Source organism: Intestinibaculum porci (genome assembly GCF_003925875.1).
Taxonomy (GTDB): Bacteria; Bacillota_I; Bacilli_A; order Erysipelotrichales; family Coprobacillaceae; genus Intestinibaculum; species Intestinibaculum porci.
In genome coordinates, this window is sequence record NZ_AP019309.1 from 2042254 (window position 1) to 2060267 (window position 18014).

General features: G+C 41.1%; 17 protein-coding genes and 1 other annotated feature. All 17 genes read right to left on the reverse strand.

Annotated elements, in window-relative coordinates:
* Positions 1 to 75: 75 nt before the first annotated feature.
* The 17 genes from rpsO to hisS all read right to left on the reverse strand — a co-directional run bounded on the left by rpsO (position 76) and on the right by hisS (position 17969).
* On the reverse strand, positions 76 to 342 hold the full coding sequence (gene rpsO, locus SG0102_RS09855; RefSeq protein ID WP_125119762.1) for a 30S ribosomal protein S15: 267 nt from the start codon (positions 340 to 342) through the stop codon (positions 76 to 78).
* 130 nt (positions 343 to 472) lie between these two features.
* Entirely contained in the window at positions 473 to 1951 is a 1479-nt protein-coding gene (locus tag SG0102_RS09860) for a diguanylate cyclase domain-containing protein (protein ID WP_125119763.1), read from the reverse strand.
* The gene (locus SG0102_RS09865; RefSeq protein WP_125119764.1) at positions 1948 to 2658 is read right to left on the reverse strand and encodes a hypothetical protein; all 711 of its coding nucleotides are present in this window, start codon (positions 2656 to 2658) and stop codon (positions 1948 to 1950) included. The genes SG0102_RS09860 and SG0102_RS09865 overlap by 4 nt, the downstream gene beginning before the upstream one ends.
* A gap of 211 nt (positions 2659 to 2869) precedes the next feature.
* Positions 2870 to 3787, reverse strand: a complete 918-nt coding sequence (gene ribF, locus SG0102_RS09870) for a riboflavin biosynthesis protein RibF (RefSeq protein ID WP_125119765.1) — start codon at positions 3785 to 3787, stop codon at positions 2870 to 2872.
* Entirely contained in the window at positions 3787 to 4623 is an 837-nt protein-coding gene (gene truB / locus SG0102_RS09875; protein ID WP_125119766.1) for a tRNA pseudouridine(55) synthase TruB, read from the reverse strand. Before truB ends, ribF begins: the two co-directional genes overlap by 1 nt.
* 49 nt (positions 4624 to 4672) lie before the next feature.
* On the reverse strand, positions 4673 to 5899 hold the full coding sequence (gene tyrS, locus SG0102_RS09880; RefSeq protein ID WP_125119767.1) for a tyrosine--tRNA ligase: 1227 nt from the start codon (positions 5897 to 5899) through the stop codon (positions 4673 to 4675).
* Between the two features lie 36 nt (positions 5900 to 5935).
* Positions 5936 to 6135: a binding site (T-box leader), on the reverse strand.
* A 58-nt stretch (positions 6136 to 6193) separates the two neighbouring features.
* Positions 6194 to 8008, reverse strand: coding sequence for an NlpC/P60 family protein (locus SG0102_RS09885; RefSeq protein WP_125119768.1), 1815 nt, complete (start codon positions 8006 to 8008; stop codon positions 6194 to 6196).
* Positions 8009 to 8095: 87 nt separating this feature from the next.
* Positions 8096 to 8446, reverse strand: a complete 351-nt coding sequence (locus SG0102_RS09890) for a hypothetical protein (protein ID WP_125119769.1) — start codon at positions 8444 to 8446, stop codon at positions 8096 to 8098.
* Positions 8443 to 9750 (reverse strand): chloride channel protein, encoded by a 1308-nt coding sequence (locus SG0102_RS09895; RefSeq protein ID WP_125119770.1) that lies wholly within the window; start codon positions 9748 to 9750, stop codon positions 8443 to 8445. The genes SG0102_RS09890 and SG0102_RS09895 overlap by 4 nt, the downstream gene beginning before the upstream one ends.
* A gap of 91 nt (positions 9751 to 9841) precedes the next feature.
* Positions 9842 to 10843 carry a LacI family DNA-binding transcriptional regulator gene (locus SG0102_RS09900; protein ID WP_125119771.1) on the reverse strand — a complete coding sequence of 334 codons (1002 nt, stop codon included), beginning with the start codon at positions 10841 to 10843 and terminating at the stop codon, positions 9842 to 9844.
* A 10-nt stretch (positions 10844 to 10853) separates the two neighbouring features.
* Positions 10854 to 11315, reverse strand: a complete 462-nt coding sequence (locus SG0102_RS09905; RefSeq protein WP_125119772.1) for a YtxH domain-containing protein — start codon at positions 11313 to 11315, stop codon at positions 10854 to 10856.
* A 21-nt stretch (positions 11316 to 11336) separates the two neighbouring features.
* The gene (locus SG0102_RS09910) at positions 11337 to 11639 is read right to left on the reverse strand and encodes a DUF948 domain-containing protein (RefSeq protein ID WP_125119773.1); all 303 of its coding nucleotides are present in this window, start codon (positions 11637 to 11639) and stop codon (positions 11337 to 11339) included.
* A 128-nt stretch (positions 11640 to 11767) separates the two neighbouring features.
* Positions 11768 to 13084, reverse strand: coding sequence for a UDP-N-acetylmuramate--L-alanine ligase (locus SG0102_RS09915; protein ID WP_125119774.1), 1317 nt, complete (start codon positions 13082 to 13084; stop codon positions 11768 to 11770).
* A gap of 55 nt (positions 13085 to 13139) precedes the next feature.
* Positions 13140 to 13862 (reverse strand): YdcF family protein, encoded by a 723-nt coding sequence (locus SG0102_RS09920; RefSeq protein WP_125119775.1) that lies wholly within the window; start codon positions 13860 to 13862, stop codon positions 13140 to 13142.
* Positions 13863 to 13874: 12 nt separating this feature from the next.
* The gene (locus tag SG0102_RS09925; RefSeq protein WP_125119776.1) at positions 13875 to 14954 is read right to left on the reverse strand and encodes a M24 family metallopeptidase; all 1080 of its coding nucleotides are present in this window, start codon (positions 14952 to 14954) and stop codon (positions 13875 to 13877) included.
* Positions 14932 to 16698 (reverse strand): aspartate--tRNA ligase, encoded by a 1767-nt coding sequence (gene aspS, locus SG0102_RS09930; protein ID WP_125119777.1) that lies wholly within the window; start codon positions 16696 to 16698, stop codon positions 14932 to 14934. Before aspS ends, SG0102_RS09925 begins: the two co-directional genes overlap by 23 nt.
* The gene (gene hisS, locus SG0102_RS09935; protein ID WP_125119778.1) at positions 16698 to 17969 is read right to left on the reverse strand and encodes a histidine--tRNA ligase; all 1272 of its coding nucleotides are present in this window, start codon (positions 17967 to 17969) and stop codon (positions 16698 to 16700) included. The genes aspS and hisS overlap by 1 nt, the downstream gene beginning before the upstream one ends.
* Positions 17970 to 18014 lie beyond the last annotated feature (45 nt).

Below are 18014 nucleotides of genomic sequence, written 5' to 3' on the forward strand. Positions count from 1 at the left end.
GCACAATTTACCACAATAAAATCTATCATTCATACAAATATGGGGAACATTGCATTCAATGTTCCCCTGTATAAATTATCTTCTTAAGCCGAGTTTATCAACTAATGCTGTATAACGGTCAAGGTCTTCATTTTTAAGATATCTTAACATATCTCTTCTGCGACCGATTTTCTTTAATAAACCACGGTTACCATGATGATCTTTTGGATGAGCTTTGAAGTGATCATTTAATTTATTGATATCTGCAGTTAATAATGCGATCTGTACTTCTGCCGAACCAGTATCTCCTTCTTTTCTTCCATATTCTTTCATGATAGCTGTTTTTTCTTCTTTAGTTAACATTTTTAATCCTCCACTTTCTATCAACTTAGCGTATCCCAAGGTGGACGACCGGAGGTGCGTTCATCCTAGTGATAGCCGCAAGCATTATTATAAGGATTTAAGCCTTAAAGTCAACGGCTTTTTCACTTTTTTAACGTCGCCTGTCCACTTGCGGGTTATAAGCATAGAATTTGGCCTTTTCTTTATACATATCATGATCTGCCCGTTTAAAGACATCACGATAATGTTCATCCCTCTGCCATTCACTATAACCGCAGGAAACGACAACCTGACTGCTAGAGGCAAAATCTCGTGCCCGCTTATCCATGATGCGTTTAAAGCGTTCAACACTATTACGTGTTTTTTTCAAATCAGGATCATCAAAGACAACAACAAATTCATCTCCGCCAATACGGAAAACTTCATCCTCTGGAAAGCAGAGATGGATGACTTCATAGCCATCGCGAATCAGCTGATCGCCGGCCATATGTCCCTGCTCATCATTGACTGCTTTTAAATGATTGATATCAAAGACGGCGACCCCATAACTGCGATGCGTATAAGCAATGCGTTTTTCTAATTCTTTCAGGTATTCCTGATAAGAAATCTTATTGCTGGCATCGGTTAAGGAATCCTTGCAGGCCATTCTAAAGAGCTTATTGACCATCGTCACCGCAATTAAACATAACACCGCGGAAAGTGAAATGATCGAGAATAAAACGGTAAAGATCGTGCGATTACGCGCTGCTAAAACATCTGTCTGCGGTACGGTGACAATCATATACATATTATCAGTTACCCGACGGGCATGCAGATATGTCTGGGTGTCATTAAGCTTCACTAAAGCTTCATAATTCCCTTGTTTAGCGACTTTTTTCATAAAGCTGTTTGGCACATTGACCATCGCCCCGCCATAATTGAGCTGTTGCCCATAGCGATCCGTTAAGATCGCTTTGCCATGTTCATAAAGCGAAATACTATTGGTATTATTGGCGATACGATCAAAATCTAATTCACAGAAAACAACACCAACAAGCTGATGATTAATATAAATCGGCTTTGCATTCGTGATCGAATAGATGCCGTTAATCTTATTGTAATAAGGGACAGTCCAGATTGTTTTCTTCGCTAAAACAGCTTGGGCGTAAGGAGAAAGAAAACCATCCTCAGTGCGCGGCTTCAAGCTATCCTCATAATCTGATGATAAATTTTCCATCCGGCCAGTCGTATTATTATAAGAAATCAGAAACCCAGCATTTTTCCGATGAATAAATGAGGGATTAAAATGAAAGCCAATCGCTGAAATATCCTGTGTATCTTCCACCATACTCCAGGCTAAGCCATTCCAGTTATCAATATCTGCCGCCGAGTAGTGATAGTCTGTGACATTGCTGATCGTTGTAATCGTTTTGGTAATAAAGCCGGCCATCAACTCATTATTGTTTTCACACATCAAAATCTTTTTCGACAGCTCAGAGCTGGCATGTATGGCTTTTAAATTAAGAATTTGCTGGCTATCATAGTTAATAGTATTGCGCGTCGCGTAGGTAAAGATCATTCCACTCACTAGTGAAGAGATCAAAATGCCCATAATCATCACCAGCAGCATTTTATTTTGGAGTCTTCTCATACATGTTTCCTCCTTCGCTGATGGATGCGATATGTCAAGCGCTCTCTTAGCATTTGGCGATTAAGAATCATGTAGCCCGAGACAACACTAATCGTTGCCACCGTGTTAAGGACGTGGAACCATAATAAATATCCCGTAGAGAGCTCATAAAGTAAGCCGATCAATGGCAGCGCTAATGAAAACATTAAAACGATCCACCAGAAATTCTGAAAGCGTCGATAGTTGATCATCATCTTAAGCATACTCCACAGAAAAATCAGCGTTGCCATGCCGATACTGATGGTAAACATAACCCCCAGCACTAAATTACGATTTGGGGTGTAATGAAAATAGAGCTCATGAATGGGATTCATTATTAATAGCCCGAATAAGGCAACGAGTATCCCATCTATGAGTCGCATGCCTTTATAATCACGAGAGCGCATTGAAATATAACGATTGATCAGGTGAAAAATCACAAATTGAGTGACGATAATGATATAGAGCGAGACCACTGTAAACAAATGACTGACTTGATTGGGAAGAGTGCGATACATCGAGAAAATCGCTTCTGAAGACACAAGTATGGCATTATTCAGTAAACTGCGCCAAAGATAACGGCCTTCATCCTTCTTTTGCAGCGTGGCATAAGTAAAAATCGCATAGCCCATGCAAAGTAAAGCTTCAAAAAACTCTAAACCTAATGTCATTAACATTTTCTCATCCATGATTTTCACCTCCTCAAAAAAGTACATCGTCGATCGTATCAAATTCAAAAGATCTTGTAAAGTGTCACATAATATAATCTGTCACATTTATTTTTTATATTTGTGACTTTATAACATCACCCTGTCCCTTTTTGACATGATTATTATAAAATGAAATTGCTTTCATGAAAACAAAAAGAGTGAAAGTTTTTTAGACTTTCACTACTTATTCTTAAAATTGTTTCATTAATTCCCGTACTTCAAGAGCATCGGCGTCTAACCGGGCTTTTAATTCCTCCATATTCTTAAAAACCGCTTCCGGACGGGTAAAAGCATAGAAATACACATCCATCATTTCGCCGTAAATATCATCCTGGAAATCAAAGATATAGATTTCTAATGAGTCCTTAAAAATATCATCAAAGGTCGGATTACGACCAATATTAGCCATACCGTCATACGTTTGTCCTTTGACTTTTACTTTTACGCCATAAACGCCGCGTCTGGGGACAAAGTAGTGATCATAATCGACATTTGCGGTTGGATACCCCATCAGACGGCCTCGCTGCTTGCCATGAATGACTTCCCCTTTAATTGTAAAGGGACGCGTTAATAAACGATTGGCATCACGAATATGCCCTTGCGTTAACAGGTTTTTAATAAAAGTCGAAGAGACTTTCTCTTCTTTGTTATACATAATGGGATCGACAACGCTTAAGGCAAACGACTGATGATCTAAATCATGAATATCCCCTTTATTGTGATCACCAAAGCGAAAATCATAACCGACAACCACATGTTTGACATTATTTGGCATAAGATAGGCATCGATAAAAGCCTGCGCGCTCAGCGCTGCCACTTCTTTATTAAAATCAATGAGGAAGACTTTTTCAATGCCCATCGCTTCTAACAGATCAAGACGATCCGCTAGCGATGTTAATGAAGTGGTTTTCACACCATTTAAAACAGCTAAAGGATGACTAGGAAAAGTCATTACAGCCGGCATCAAAGACTTTTCTTTCGCCACTTTTAAGACTTCCCGAATCAGCGCCTGATGGCCTAAGTGCAGACCATCAAAAAAACCAATCGCTACGACATAATTTTGTGTACTTTGTTTTATTTCATGTAACTTAAGGGTTTCCGTTTCCATTAAAATAGCCCCCTTAAGCTTTTTAACTGGCCCTTGCCATCAGGCCCATAAATCGCTAACAGCTGTCCTTTCTGATTATAAACAGCCACCTGATGATCAATGTTCTGATGAATTTTCTTGCCATTCAAGGCGATGCTTTCATCTTCTAAAATAAGACGATCCATTGATGCAAAAGCCTCTTCTAACGGCATGATCGTATAACGTCCGGCCGCTAAATCTTCTAACGTGATCGCCTGATCAATCGTAAAGTCCCCGCTGCGTGTACGTATGAGATCTTTCATATAGCCGGGATAACCCAGCTTCTTAGCGATATCAACGCATAAAGAGCGAATATAAGTACCTTTTGAGCAATCGACCTGAAACGTAATCTCATTGTTTTCTTCTTTTAACAACTGAATATCTTGAATTGCAATCGGTCTTGCCGGTACATCGATATGCTCACCCGCTCTCGCGTATTCATAAAGCTTTTTGCCATGAATTTTAATTGCTGAATACATTGGCGGCTTTTGCATCGACTCGCCAATGAAACTCTGCAAAACATCCTCTAAATCGGCATAGCCAGTAAACGGCTTTTCTTCTAACACCGTGCCGCTAGCGTCATAAGTATCCGTCGCCTTGCCAAGTGATAAGGTCGCAATATACTGTTTATGTTCGGCCGTTAAAAACTGCAGCGCTTTAGTCGCTTTGTTGACGCAAACCACTAGTACGCCCGTTGCATCAGGATCAAGGGTCCCGGCATGGCCGACTTTTTTCGTATGTAAGGTTTTTCTAACGATATTCACGACATCATGCGATGTCATGCCTTTGGGTTTATTGATAATTAATAGTCCATTCATTTTTCTCACCATGTTCCATCATACCAAAAAGCCGTGGATTTCTCCACGACTACTTATGATTAATAACGAAATATTTCTTCTTACCACGTCTGATGACAGTAACTTTATTGCCAAAAGCATGTTCTTTCGAGACAACGAACTTCTCATCGGTCACTTTTTCACCATTAACCATCACTGATCCGCCTTTGACGAACTGACGTGCTTCACGGTTAGAAGAAGCGGCGCCGCATTTGACTAAGGCATTGAGGATCATTAAATCTTCATCGACATCAACGCTAGGGACATTGGAGAAGCATGATTTCACCTGATCATAGCTTAAGTCACGAATCTGACCGCTAAAGAGCATTTGTGAGACATCTAAGGCTTCTTTATAAGCATCTTCCCCATGTAAGAAGGTAATAACTTCACGTGCTAAGGCTTTATGCGCTTCACGTTTATGTGGCTCTGTGCGATTTGATTCTGCTAAACGTTCAATTTCGTCTTTTGGTAAGAACGTTAAGAATTTCAGGTAATCAATGACCTTTTCATCTTCGGAGTTAATAAAGAACTGATACAGTTCATAAGGTGAAGTCTTTTCACGATCTAACCAGATGGCTTTGCCTTCTGACTTACCAAATTTTGTACCGTCGCTCTTCGTTAATAATGGCATGGTGAAACCATACAGTTCATCACCGCATTTACGTCTGGTTAATTCGATCCCAGCCGTAATATTGCCCCACTGATCCTGACCAGCCACCTGTAAGTTGACACCATGATCACGATGTAAAACATAGAAGTCCATCGCCTGTAAGATCATATAAGAGAATTCGGCATAAGTAATCCCTTCATCTAAACGACGACGGATAATATCCTTATTTAACATGTAGCCGACATTGAAATACTTACCATAATCTCTTAAGTAATCAATGAAGTTCATATCTTTGTACCAGTCATAGTTATTGACAACCTCAAAGCCAAAGATATCTTCTGCCTGTTTCTTTAAACAGTTAAAGTTATGTTCGACCTGTTCATAAGTGATCATTGGTCTTTCCGCATTAGGTTTTGGATCACCAATTAAACCAGTGCCGCCGCCCACTAATAAAATCGGATGATGGCCAGCTTCTTTTAAACGTTTCGAAATCAAAAATGAAGAGAAATGACCAATATGTAAAGAATCTCCCGTTGGGTCCGTTCCAATATAGAATGTCATGCCGCCTTTATTTAATTTTTCTTTTAAATCTGGAGATGAGACATCTTTAATCAAGCCTCGCCATTCCAGTTCCTCGTAAATACCCATTGCTTTCCTCCTTATAAATAAAAAAGAGAATTCCTCCCAAAGGACGAATTCTCGCGGTACCACCTTTATTCGTACATGTCTGTACGCACTTTCTTTGATAACGAAGAATGTTCTCCGGCTAAACTTTGCATTTAGCAGCTCCCAAGTGTATTCAGCATCAGTCCCCGCTAGCTTGCACCACCCGCTAGCTCTCTACGCTTTTTCCAATGCGTACTTCTCTTGTTCAACGCTCTTTCATCATATCAAATTGTGTTTGTTTGTCAAGTTTATTTCGCCCGTCTCACGCTTGACTGTTTATTTCGCCCGTCTCACGCTTGACCATGAGGAATAATACGTTCTGCCGACTCCTGCTTTATAAGCGCGGAGTCGCACATAGACCTTCTTGCTTGTCGTATAAGCAATCGTCGAGGACGTTTTCAAGCGCGACACTTTGATTGTTTTCGTCTTTTTATTAAAGGCTTTGCTTTGTGAAAGCTGTAAAGTGACCCCGCTGCCTAGTGTTTTGGCCCATGAAACTTTTACTTTATTTTTCTTAGCTTTGATGCTTTTAATTTTTGAAGCACGTGGCGCTCTATCCGTCTTTTCATCATAGAGACGACCAATAGCAACTAAATTTGAATTGACCGAAGTGCCCTGAGCCACGCAGCCGCCTTCATCCCCGTAATAAGGACCACTCGCTCCTAATGATGCCCCTGAAGAAACATATAACTCCACATGGGTAATGTTTTTATAACGACCATTCTTCTTTGAAGAATAGAATAAAAGATCGCCTGGTTTTAAAGCATCAATACGGCTTTTCGTGGGCGCTGATAAACGTTTCTTCTTACTTAAGAAGCGCGCTTCTTCGGCGGCGGTTGGCGGATAATACTTTGATCCTAAGGTGAAGCCAGCCTGTTTATACACCCGCCAAACATAACTTGAACAATCCACATAACGTTTTTGTGTTCTCTTTGGCTGAGAGTAGTGACGTTTCTGATCATAGATCTTAAAAGCCTGTTTCATGATATTGTAGGTTGTATCATTAACGCACCAGAAATCACGGACAAAGCTGGCATTATCACCGGTAATCATCGTTGATAACTTACCATAATCATTGGCGGTGACAACATTCTGATCAAAAGTTAAGGCATCATTTGAAGTGCCGCTCACATCAACAGTTGTCAAACCGCTAAAGCGAAGCGGATTGATCGTTTTTGACATACCCTTCTTTAAGATCGTATCTCTTAAAGAAGCGGGAATCGGATGCGTAATCTTCATCTTCGCCGTTAACAGTTTGCCATCAACATAAGCATAAAGATCTGCATCTAAGTTCTTATACACGCGGAAGTTCCCTTCTTCGTCTAAAATGACATTGGGATTACTCGTCCCATAAATAACTCTTTCAGCCCCTTCGCTGCTGGCTCCTTCCATTTGGAGCGTGCCGTAATTAGCTTCATAAAACTGAATCGCATAAAGTACGTCATGCAGCTGCGGATTTGTGACGGTCAGATTCATCGTATGGGTTTCCACCACATTTCCGCCAACAATGACATGACATGTCACACTTTGACCACTTGCATCAGTTGCTGTTATAACCGCCTGACCAATACTTATAGCTGTCATTTGTCCCGCATTTACCTTAACAATGTTTTCATCAGATGATGACCAAGTAACGGTTTTATTGGCTTTTAAAGTCACCGTATCATTGGGCATCATAACGACGCTGCTGAGATTTAAAGCAAACGGTGCATCCGTGTCTTCACGATAACTGCTATTTGGTGTCTGTGATGTTGCAAGGGGCTGATAAATTGTCTGCGTTAAAGTAACATCCCCAACGCTAACCCCTTTGACATCCACATCTTTCGCTGATGGATCTGATAAAGTGACATCATCATTGCTAGCCTGCCAGGCATAGGCATAACCATCATCATCTTTTTCAATGCCTTGGACATGAATGGTCCCATCGATCGCCACACCAGCGCCTTCTTCATCGACATCATAAGTGCTTGCGGTTTTTTGATTGGTACTAAAACCGCTCACCCATTTCGTGCCTGCCCCATGAACCGGTCCGATATTAAGACCAAACATTAAAGACAAGACAATAAAAAAACCTATCCATTTCTTTCTCACAATAATTCCCTCCTGAGGAGATATTATATCTTATGTGACCAGAAATTTTTAGGTTTTCTTGCGATTTATTAAAGAATGTTTAATGTATTAACGGGTTTTCGGATAAATACATGGCACCACTTCACTAAATTCATAGCTATGCCAGGCTTCATCATTGTAGGCACAATGATGTTCCCGTAAGGCCATATGGGTAAAGACATAGTTCCGCATTTCTACGGATGTCGGCTGTTTGACATTTTTGAGATTGTAATCACTGAAATAGAAATTCAATTCCGTAACCATTTTTTCCGGCTCTTTCACCCAGTATTCGAGATTGACATATTCCGGGGTAAAACGGACTTTGACATAGTTATGCGATTCATCGATCGTTTTAAGAACATCCTGAATCAAAGCATTGCCATCATAACGACGATTCCGTAAACGTTCTAATAAACTCAATCCAGATCACCTCGATCCCCAGTATGATAAGTATTAGGCGACGCATCGATACGTGAGGCATTCAGTTTTGAATAAATGATGCGCTGACTCGAATAAAGTCCTGAATAGCCAGAGAAAATGTAACAGATGATGCAGCAAAGGGCGAAATAGAGGATGCCATCACCGCCGAAAACTTCTACCGCTAAAAAGACCGGCGCTAGAAACGAGTTCGTAGCGGCGCCAAAGACACCGACCATCCCTAAAGCGGCGCCAAAGCCAGCGGGAATACCTAGTAATTTCCCCATCAGGCAGCCAAATGTTGCACCGATAAAGAAGGAAGGAACAACTTCTCCGCCTTTATAGCCCGCTTCCAGGGTAATGCTGGTAAATAATATCTTCCAGAAAAAAGCGGCGGGATGGACATGCCCCTTCATCGCTTCCCCGATGACATTCATCCCCGCACCATTATAATCCGTCGTTTTTAAAAGCGTCGTTAAGGCGATGATCAGACAGCCGCCGACAATAATACGGATATAATGATTTTTTATATAACGACCATATAAATAACGCCCTAAATAGAGCATCTTAATAAAGAAGACAGAAATGATGGCACAGGCTAAAGATAAAATGATGACCCGAACACTCATGAGGGAGTGAAAAGCTGGAATGTGCAACGGAAAGCGCACGGCTGTCGCGCCTAAACGCAATGAGAGATCACAGGCTAAGATACTAGCGATTAAGCCGGGGAAAATCACCATATAGGAAATGGAGCCAACATTGATCATCATCGTCCCAAAGGCGGCTGCCGCGACGGGCGTTCCAAATAACGCCGAGAAGAAGGCTGCCATCCCGATACGGGTAATGATCCCCATTTGTTTTTTATTGAGTTTAAAGAGACGGCCAACACCATTGGCTAAATCGCCGCCAATCTGCAAAGCTGCCCCTTCACGGCCGGCAGAGCCGCCACATAAATGCGTTAAAACGGTGCCGATAAAGATAGCTGGAATAAGTAAGAAAGGTAATTTTTCCCCTTCTCTGGCCGCATCAATAATGTCATTAGTGCCTTTGCCAGATACTTTAAAGCTGTGATACATAAAGACAGTTACAATCCCGGCAATCGGTAAAAAGTACAATAACCATGGATGCGCCATTCTTAAAGTGGTGACATAAGTGACGCTTTGCGCAAATAGTGAGCCGACCACGCCGCAGACCACGCCGACCACTAAGGAAATCGCTAGCCAGCGAAAACCTTCGATAATATAATAGTGAATCCGATGTTCATAGGTATCGGTTGTTTCTTTTAAATATTCTAATATTTCATGCATAATGATTCCCCTTTGTCTCCTTATTATACTCAATTATGTTAAAATTTACATTAAGGAATCAAACAAAATTAAAAAACGCCGAGAATCGGCGTTACTTGGTTGAATTTCTTTTGATCAAATGAGTTGAGACAATAACTTTATGTTCAGTGATTTCTTCCCCATTTAACATTTTCGTTAATAAACGAATGGCCATAGCACCAAGTTCATAGACTGGCACATGAATCGTCGTTAAAGCCGGACGAGACATAATGGAATAGCTGGTATTCATCATCCCGATGACTTCCATATCATCAGGAATGGCAATGCCATTATCCTGAGCCCCATTGACAACCGCTACAGCTTCTTTATCATAACCGTTTAAGACAAGCTGATGACGGTGATCTTTGAAATAATTTTGGAAGAATGGATAACTCTTTTCATAATGTGTTGAAGTAGAGATAATCCGCTCATCACCAAAAGTGAGACCATGGGCCGCAAAGGCTTCTTTAATGCCATCTGCAAACTCATCTAAGCGCACTAAATTCTGACGTGGTTTCACAAAAATGATATCATCAATACCACGATCAAGATAATCATTGGTGATTTCTTTAGAAATAGACTTCGCATCAACGGAAATAGAACATAAGTTATCATCTTCTACTTCATAGCCGATCACAACAGTTGGAACATTGTATTTTTTCATCATTTCAATTTCATTATCCACATTGTCGCTGTTGAATAATACGACCCCATCAGCACGTGATTTGATGACTTTTTCTAAAACGCTATTAACGGGATTGCCATCCCCAATTTCTTCGGTTGTGTAAATCGAGATATTGTAATCGAGTGTCCGCGCAGTATCACCGATCCCTCCAATCATATCTTTCACATGAGCGAATAATGACTCCGGAAAGACAATGGCAATGGATGTTGTTTTAGAAGTCGCCAATCCACGCGCAATCTGGTTAGGTTTAAAGTCTAATTTCTTAATGGCGTCAAGGACGCGCTCTCTGGTGGCTGGTTTAACAACGTTTGAACCGTTAATGACTCGCGATACTGTCGCTAAGGATACCCCAGCTTCCTCAGCAACATCATAGATTGTTGTCTTCTTCATATGTCTTCTCCTACTTATCAAATTCGTTAATGATTTCGTCTAATTCGTCTTCTACTTCATCGATCTGCTCATCGACATGGCTATCTGGAACAATGCCCTGATCATCCTGCTTTTTCAGGTTATCAAGTAAAGCATTTAACTGATCGATAACTTTCGCAACGCCAGCTGCGACTTTGTCATAAGAATCAGAATCTTTGACTTTTTCTAACAGGTCTTCGGCTTTTTTCTGCAGCTCTTCGATTTTTTCTTTGGTCGAATCTTTGAATGCGTCACGATCAAATTCATCGGCAGATTTTTTCATTTTCTCAATCGTTTCCCCTAAGATCGCTTCCACGTCTTCCTTGGTGAGACCTTTCATCTTCTCGCATTTTTCTTTCAAATCTTCCCGCATTTCACTGCCCTTTTTCGGAGCGAGTAAAACACCGGCAATGGCGCCAATCGTCACGCCCGCTAAAAACTTACCTAAATTCATGTGCAATACCTCTCTTTTCTTTTATTTTTTCTTGAAAAATGATTTCAGCCCAACCAGTGTCCCTAGTAAGCCGGCATTATTACTCTTCTTTTTCTTAGTAAAAATGTTGTTAACGAATTCCACAGGGGCATTCAGCTGATCCATTTTATAGTTCACATCGTCAACCGTTTTATTCACTTTCGTCACGGTGATATCGATATCTTGTGATAAATGACTGACATCCTTCAATGTCTGCGCTGTCTTTAAGAGCGTAATTCCTAAACAGATCAAGGCAAAAGCCCCCGCTAGAATCAGAAACGCAAGACATATATCAAATATACTCATGTCATATCTCCTCTCAATTACTTCTATTATTGCACAAAATTCAAGCGCTTTCAAGCTAACTTTACAATATTTAAAATAAAGTTTCTCGGAGAACATCCGAGAAACTATGATTCTTTTTTAATTATCGCCTACTTGTCGGCCTTTTTCTTCGCTTCAATGACTAAATCTTCTAATTTATAAATATCCTTTGGACTCATAAACAAGAAGACCGCATTATCATACTGTGCTAATTTAGCGGCGTCTTCAGCGTTTTCCTTTACCACTTTAGCACGTGGAATATACTGCGTAATTTCCGTTACATCAATATCGATGCCTGGTTCCTTATGCGCATTGGCTGGGAAGTCGACAAAGTATGGGTAATCAGCAGTATCCATAACCTGAGCGAAGCGTTTCGCAAAACGTAACGCACGTGAGAAACGGTCGGGCTGATAAACAGCTACGATCTTCTTGCCCGGATATCTGATCCGCGTTTCATCAATGACATATTTAATAGCCGTTGGATGATGGGCGTAGTCATCAACGAAGACACAGTCACCATATGTCTTTACCGTATAACGACGTTTCACGCCCTGGAAGGTTGCTAAATGTTCCTGGATAAACTTGGCATCCATACCTTCTAAGTAACCTAAAGTAATAACAGCTAAGGTATCATATAATGTATGGATTCCATAGAATGGTAAGACAAAATGACCGAAAAGTTCACCATGTGCATAAACGTCAAAAGCTAAACCTTTCTCATTATTAATGACATTACGCGCCTGGATATCATTGCCATCTTTTAAACCGAATTTAATCACCGGCTTAGTCCAGTTCATATGTGGTAAGTATGGATCATCACCCCAGATGACGATCTTCTTTTTCGCCCGATTGCCATAATCTTCAAAAGCCTGTTTATAGCTATCGAAAGTCTTATAGTAATCGACATGATCCCATTCCACATTGTTAATAAGGGCATAGTCATTATAGTAATGTTTGAAATGGTTTCTGAATTCATCTACTTCGGAAATGAAGTATTTGGCATCTTTGACCGCATAGCCAGTTCCATCACCGATTAAGACATTGGTTTTGTCATAATCTTTGAATAAGTGATAGCACATTCCTGTTGTTGTGGTTTTTCCATGCGTACCAGCGATCCCGATAGAAATAAAGTTATTAAAGAAGTCACCTAAGAATTCACAATAGTTCTGACAGATGACATTGGGATTGTCCTGAGCCGCGGCCACTTCCGGATTGGAACGATCGAAATCATTCCCGGTAATGACATGCATGCCGTCTTTGATATTATCCTTATTCCATGAATAAATAGGGATATGTCTCTTTTTTAATTCGTCTTCAATAAAGATATACTGATCTATATCACTGCCGGCTACCTCATAGCCTAAATCATGAAGGATTTCCGCTAAGGAAGCCATACCGGAACCTTTAATTCCTACAAAATAATACATGTTTATTCACCTCAGTGTTATTTTAACACAAAACTATTTTAACGTCTCTATAAAATTAGCTTAACCAGATATGTAATACCGCAATCATCTCACGCGTAAAATAAGTTGGCAAAAGATACCAGGGCGTCGGCGCGGCTAAGTTATCATATGTCAGATGATTCTTCTTCGCGTAGTAGTCACTGCGGTATAAATGGAAGTCATTAGAAACAATAATGATATGCTCATTGAGATTCTTTTCACCTAAAAGAATAGACGTGTTTTTCATATTCTCATAGGTATTTCTCGCTTCCTGTTCCATGACAATATGAGCACTATCCACACCTTCATAGACCATCTGACGACGCATATACTCCGCTTCACTCATATATTCATCACGACCGGTGCCGCCGGTGACGACGACATACGCTTCAGGATGGTACTTCATATAAGCAACGGCAGTGTCAATGCGGCTCTGGGCTAATTGTGAGCCAACTTTACAGCCTAAGACAACTACGGTTCCTTCTTGACCTGGCCGTTTACTTGTTTGGGCGATCGCCAGCGCGCTGCTTGTCAGCATGACACATATCACCAGGCTTAAAGCGAGGACAAGCATGCCAAGTTTGGCATGCTTTAAAATAAGAAAACGATTGACCTGGTGGAAATGCCTTGCATAACTGTAAATGAGCATAAAAAGTAAAATACCGCAGACATTTCCGCTATTAAGCACATGCGCCGTGAACACTGGAATCAAATACCAGACCATCATGACAATACATAAGATTTGGACAACCATTCCCATTGTAAGCCTCCTTTACCCAAGGACCTGTAAGTCTTTGGGATAGTGGTTTAAGATTTTGACACCATCTTTCGTCACTAAGACTAAATCTTCAATGCGGACACCAAACTCATGCGGTAAGTATACCCCTGGTTCAATGGAGAAGATCATCCCTTCTTCAGCGATAATATCGCTCGTCGCATTGACTTCTCCCGCTTCATGACATAAACGGCCAATAAAGTGGCCTAGACGATGGTTAAATTGAGGACCATAGCCGCCTTCTGTAATAATATCACGAGCAATGCGATCAATATCCGCTAAGCGGACCCCTGGTTTAATAGCTGCCTGAGCCGCTAACTGGGCTTTGAGTACGAGATTGTACACTTCTTTTTGCTTATCTGATACTTTCTTATAGAAGAATGTTCTCGTCATATCGCTGCAATAACCTTCATAAACGCAGCCCATATCAACGATAATACTATCTCCCTCTTTTAACATTGTCCCGTCATTCATATGATGCGGATTCGCCCCATTTTCTCCATAACCGACAATCGGTTCAAAAGAATGATCCGTCGCGCCATAAGATTTATAAATGGCTAATAACTGAGGATCCATTTCTTTTTCACTATATTGACCAGTAGAAAGCAAATCTTTCATTTGCGCCATCGCCTGATCATTAATTTCACTCGCTTTGATCATCAGTTCCTGTTCATGGACATCTTTAACCCCACGCACTAAATCGACGCAGGCACTGCCGACTTCATAAGTCGCTGATGTTTTATCCATTAACGGCAATAAGTAGCGCGCTGGCATATTTTTATCGACGCCGACATGCTTTGCGTCTTTTAAATAAGAAGCGATCAAAGCTAAGGAATCATCAGCATCAGAGAACCAGGTAATCGGCAGGCCAAGATCTTCATCTACATAAAAGAGCTGATTGAAGAAGAGGCGATGGTCCCCTTCCTGAGAAAGGGCCATCACATATGTACGTTCATGCGGATAGTTGAGATAACCGATTAAATAATCAATCGTTTCTGGTTCGGTGATCAGAAAATGATCATAACCAAAATCAGCCATCCGTTTTAAAACGAGATTAATTCTCTTCTGATTTAACATCTGCGCACACCTCGATGCCTAATTCTTCTAACTGTTCATCAGCGACAACGCCTGGTGCATCAGTGACTGGATCACTCGCGCTGGTATTTTTAGGGAAGGCAATAACATCTCTTAAGCTTTCGCTTTCCGTTAATAACATCGCGACACGGTCTAAGCCTAAAGCGAAACCGCCATGTGGTGGAGCCCCATACTGGAAGGCATCGACGAACCAGCCAAACTGACTGCGGATACGTTCCGGCGTAAAGCCTAACGCTTTAAACGCGCGATCCTGTAATTCTTCATCATAAATACGCTGACTGCCGCCGCCTAATTCGAAACCATTTAAGACGATATCATAAGCATCAGCTAAGCAGTGCGCTGGATCGGTATCGATCTTATCTAAATCAGATTCTTTTGGCCGTGTGAACGGATGATGCATCGCATAGTAACGACCTTCATCTTCACGATATTCAAACATCGGGAAATCCACGATCCATAAGAAATCAAAGGTATGTGGATCATATAATTTAAGTTCTTTCCCTAAGTGGTTACGGATCGCTGCTAACGCATCACAGACAACCATATAATGTGAATCGGCCACAAATAACAGTAAGTCATTATCATGAGCATCCATCGCTTCACATAAGCGTGCCATCTGCTCTTCATTGAAGAACTTCGCAATTGGACCTTTAGGACCTTCAGCGGTTATCTTTAACCAAGCTAAGCCTTTGGCTTTATATTTCTTCGCAATTTCACCTAAGGCATCAATCTTCTTACGTGAGAAGTTGCCCGCTTCCCCTTTCACATTGATCCCTTTGACATGACCGTTGGCGTCTATTGCGCTCTTGAATACGGCAAAATCAACATCTTTAACCGTTTCATTTAAGTTCACTAATTCTAAGCCAAAACGAGTATCTGGTTTATCAATCCCGTATTTTTCCATCGCATCATGCCAAGTCATACGGCGTAATGGTAAATCGATATCAATACCTTTGACATCATGCATAATTTTAGCGACTAACCGTTCGCCTAAATCTAAGATCTGATCTGTATCCATGAAAGACATTTCAACATCGACCTGCGTGAACTCTGGCTGACGGTCCGCACGTAAGTCTTCATCACGGAAACATCTGGCAATCTGATAATACTTTTCAAAACCAGACACCATCAATAACTGTTTGAATAACTGTGGTGACTGAGGCAGAGCGTAAAATTCTCCTTTATGCACACGTGATGGCACTAAGAAGTCACGTGCCCCTTCTGGTGTCGATCTGTTTAAGTAAGGTGTTTCAATTTCTACGAAGTCTTCGTTATCTAAAAATTCATGAATCGATTTCACAATCTTCGCACGAGTGATAATTTTGTTTTGTAAAACTGGTCGACGTAAGTCAAGATAACGGTATTTCATACGGGTTTCTTCACTTGCATCTGTCTCATCAGCGACGATAATTGGTGGCTGTTTCGCCTTGTTAATAACCTTGAATTCTGACACTTCAATTTCAATATCCCCGGTTGGCATCTTTGGGTTTTTAGAACTACGTTCTAAGACCTTGCCTGTTACCTGTAAGATATATTCATTTTTAACATCTTTGATTGCATCATTGAAGTTTTCTCCAAAGACGCACTGCGTGATCCCATAACGGTCACGTAAGTCCACGAAAGCAATTGCCCCCATGTTTCTCTTTTTCGCAACCCAGCCAATTAAAGTGACCGTTTTTCCTGCATCAGCTAACCGTAATTCACCATTGTTATGTGTACGTTTCATTACTCTAAACCTAAGCCTTTCTCTAATGTTTTCACAATATCTTCAAAAGCAACTTTCGTCTGCTCTTTGGTGCGATTGTTTTTCATCTGGACAAATTCGCCCTGAACTTCTTCTTCCCCTAAAATAATGGAATAAGCAGCTTTGAAACGATCAGCCGATTTAAACTGACCTTTTAAACCTCTTGAGGCATAATCCATATCCGTCGCAAAGCCATTAGCTCTTAACATCGCCACAATCTGCATTGCGACATCTTTCGCCTCATCACCAAGCGGCATAACATAAGCATCAATGCCCGCCGTTTCTTCTTCATCCGCTCCTTCTAAGGCAATCATTAAGCGTTCCATACCGAAGGCAAAACCTACACCAGGCGTTGCTGGACCGCCTAATTCTTCCACTAAACCATTGTAACGGCCGCCGCCGCCAACCGTCGACCCAGAGCCTAATTTTGGATCATCAGAGATGATTTCAAAAACAGTATGAGAATAGTAGTCAAGACCACGCACTAAGTTGGTATCAATGACATAGTCTACTTCTAACATATCTAATAATTCACACACTTTATCAAAATGCGCTTTCGCGCTGTCCGTTAAGAAATCAATCGTCTTAGGAGCGCTTTTCATCGCTGGATGATGCGCATCGACTTTACAGTCTAAAATACGTAATGGGTTCTTATCAAAACGAGCCTGACAGTCACTGCATAATTCTCCTAAAACCGGTCTGAAGTGATCCTGCAGCGCTGCTCTGTAGGCATCGCGGGAATCGGCATCCCCTAACGTATTGAGGTGTAAAGTCACATTCTTTAAACCTAGCGCTTTAACAACGGTTAATGCCATCATCATACATTCCACGTCAACATAAGGGCTTTCCACCCCTAACATTTCCACCCCAAACTGATGGAACTGGCGCTGACGGCCATTTTGTGGACGTTCATAACGGAACATTGGTCCCATGTAGAATACTTTTGTCAGTTTTTCTGGTAAAGCATACATTTTGTTTTCGACATATGCGCGGGCAATGCCAGCTGTCCCTTCTGGACGTAAAGTCATCAGACGGCCTTTACGATCACTAAATGTATACATTTCTTTGGTCACGACATCCGATGTGTCGCCGACCGCACGATTGAATAATTCCGTGTGTTCAAAAATCGGTGTACGCATTTCTCGTACGTGGTAATTAGAAGCCACGGTTCTTAAAATTCTTTCGAGTTTTTCCCACTTTTCACAGGAATCAGGAAGAATATCCACGGTTCCTCTTGGTGCACTGTATTTCATAATATCTCCTTTCAAATAAAAAGACGCCCTTTTCTAAGGACGTCA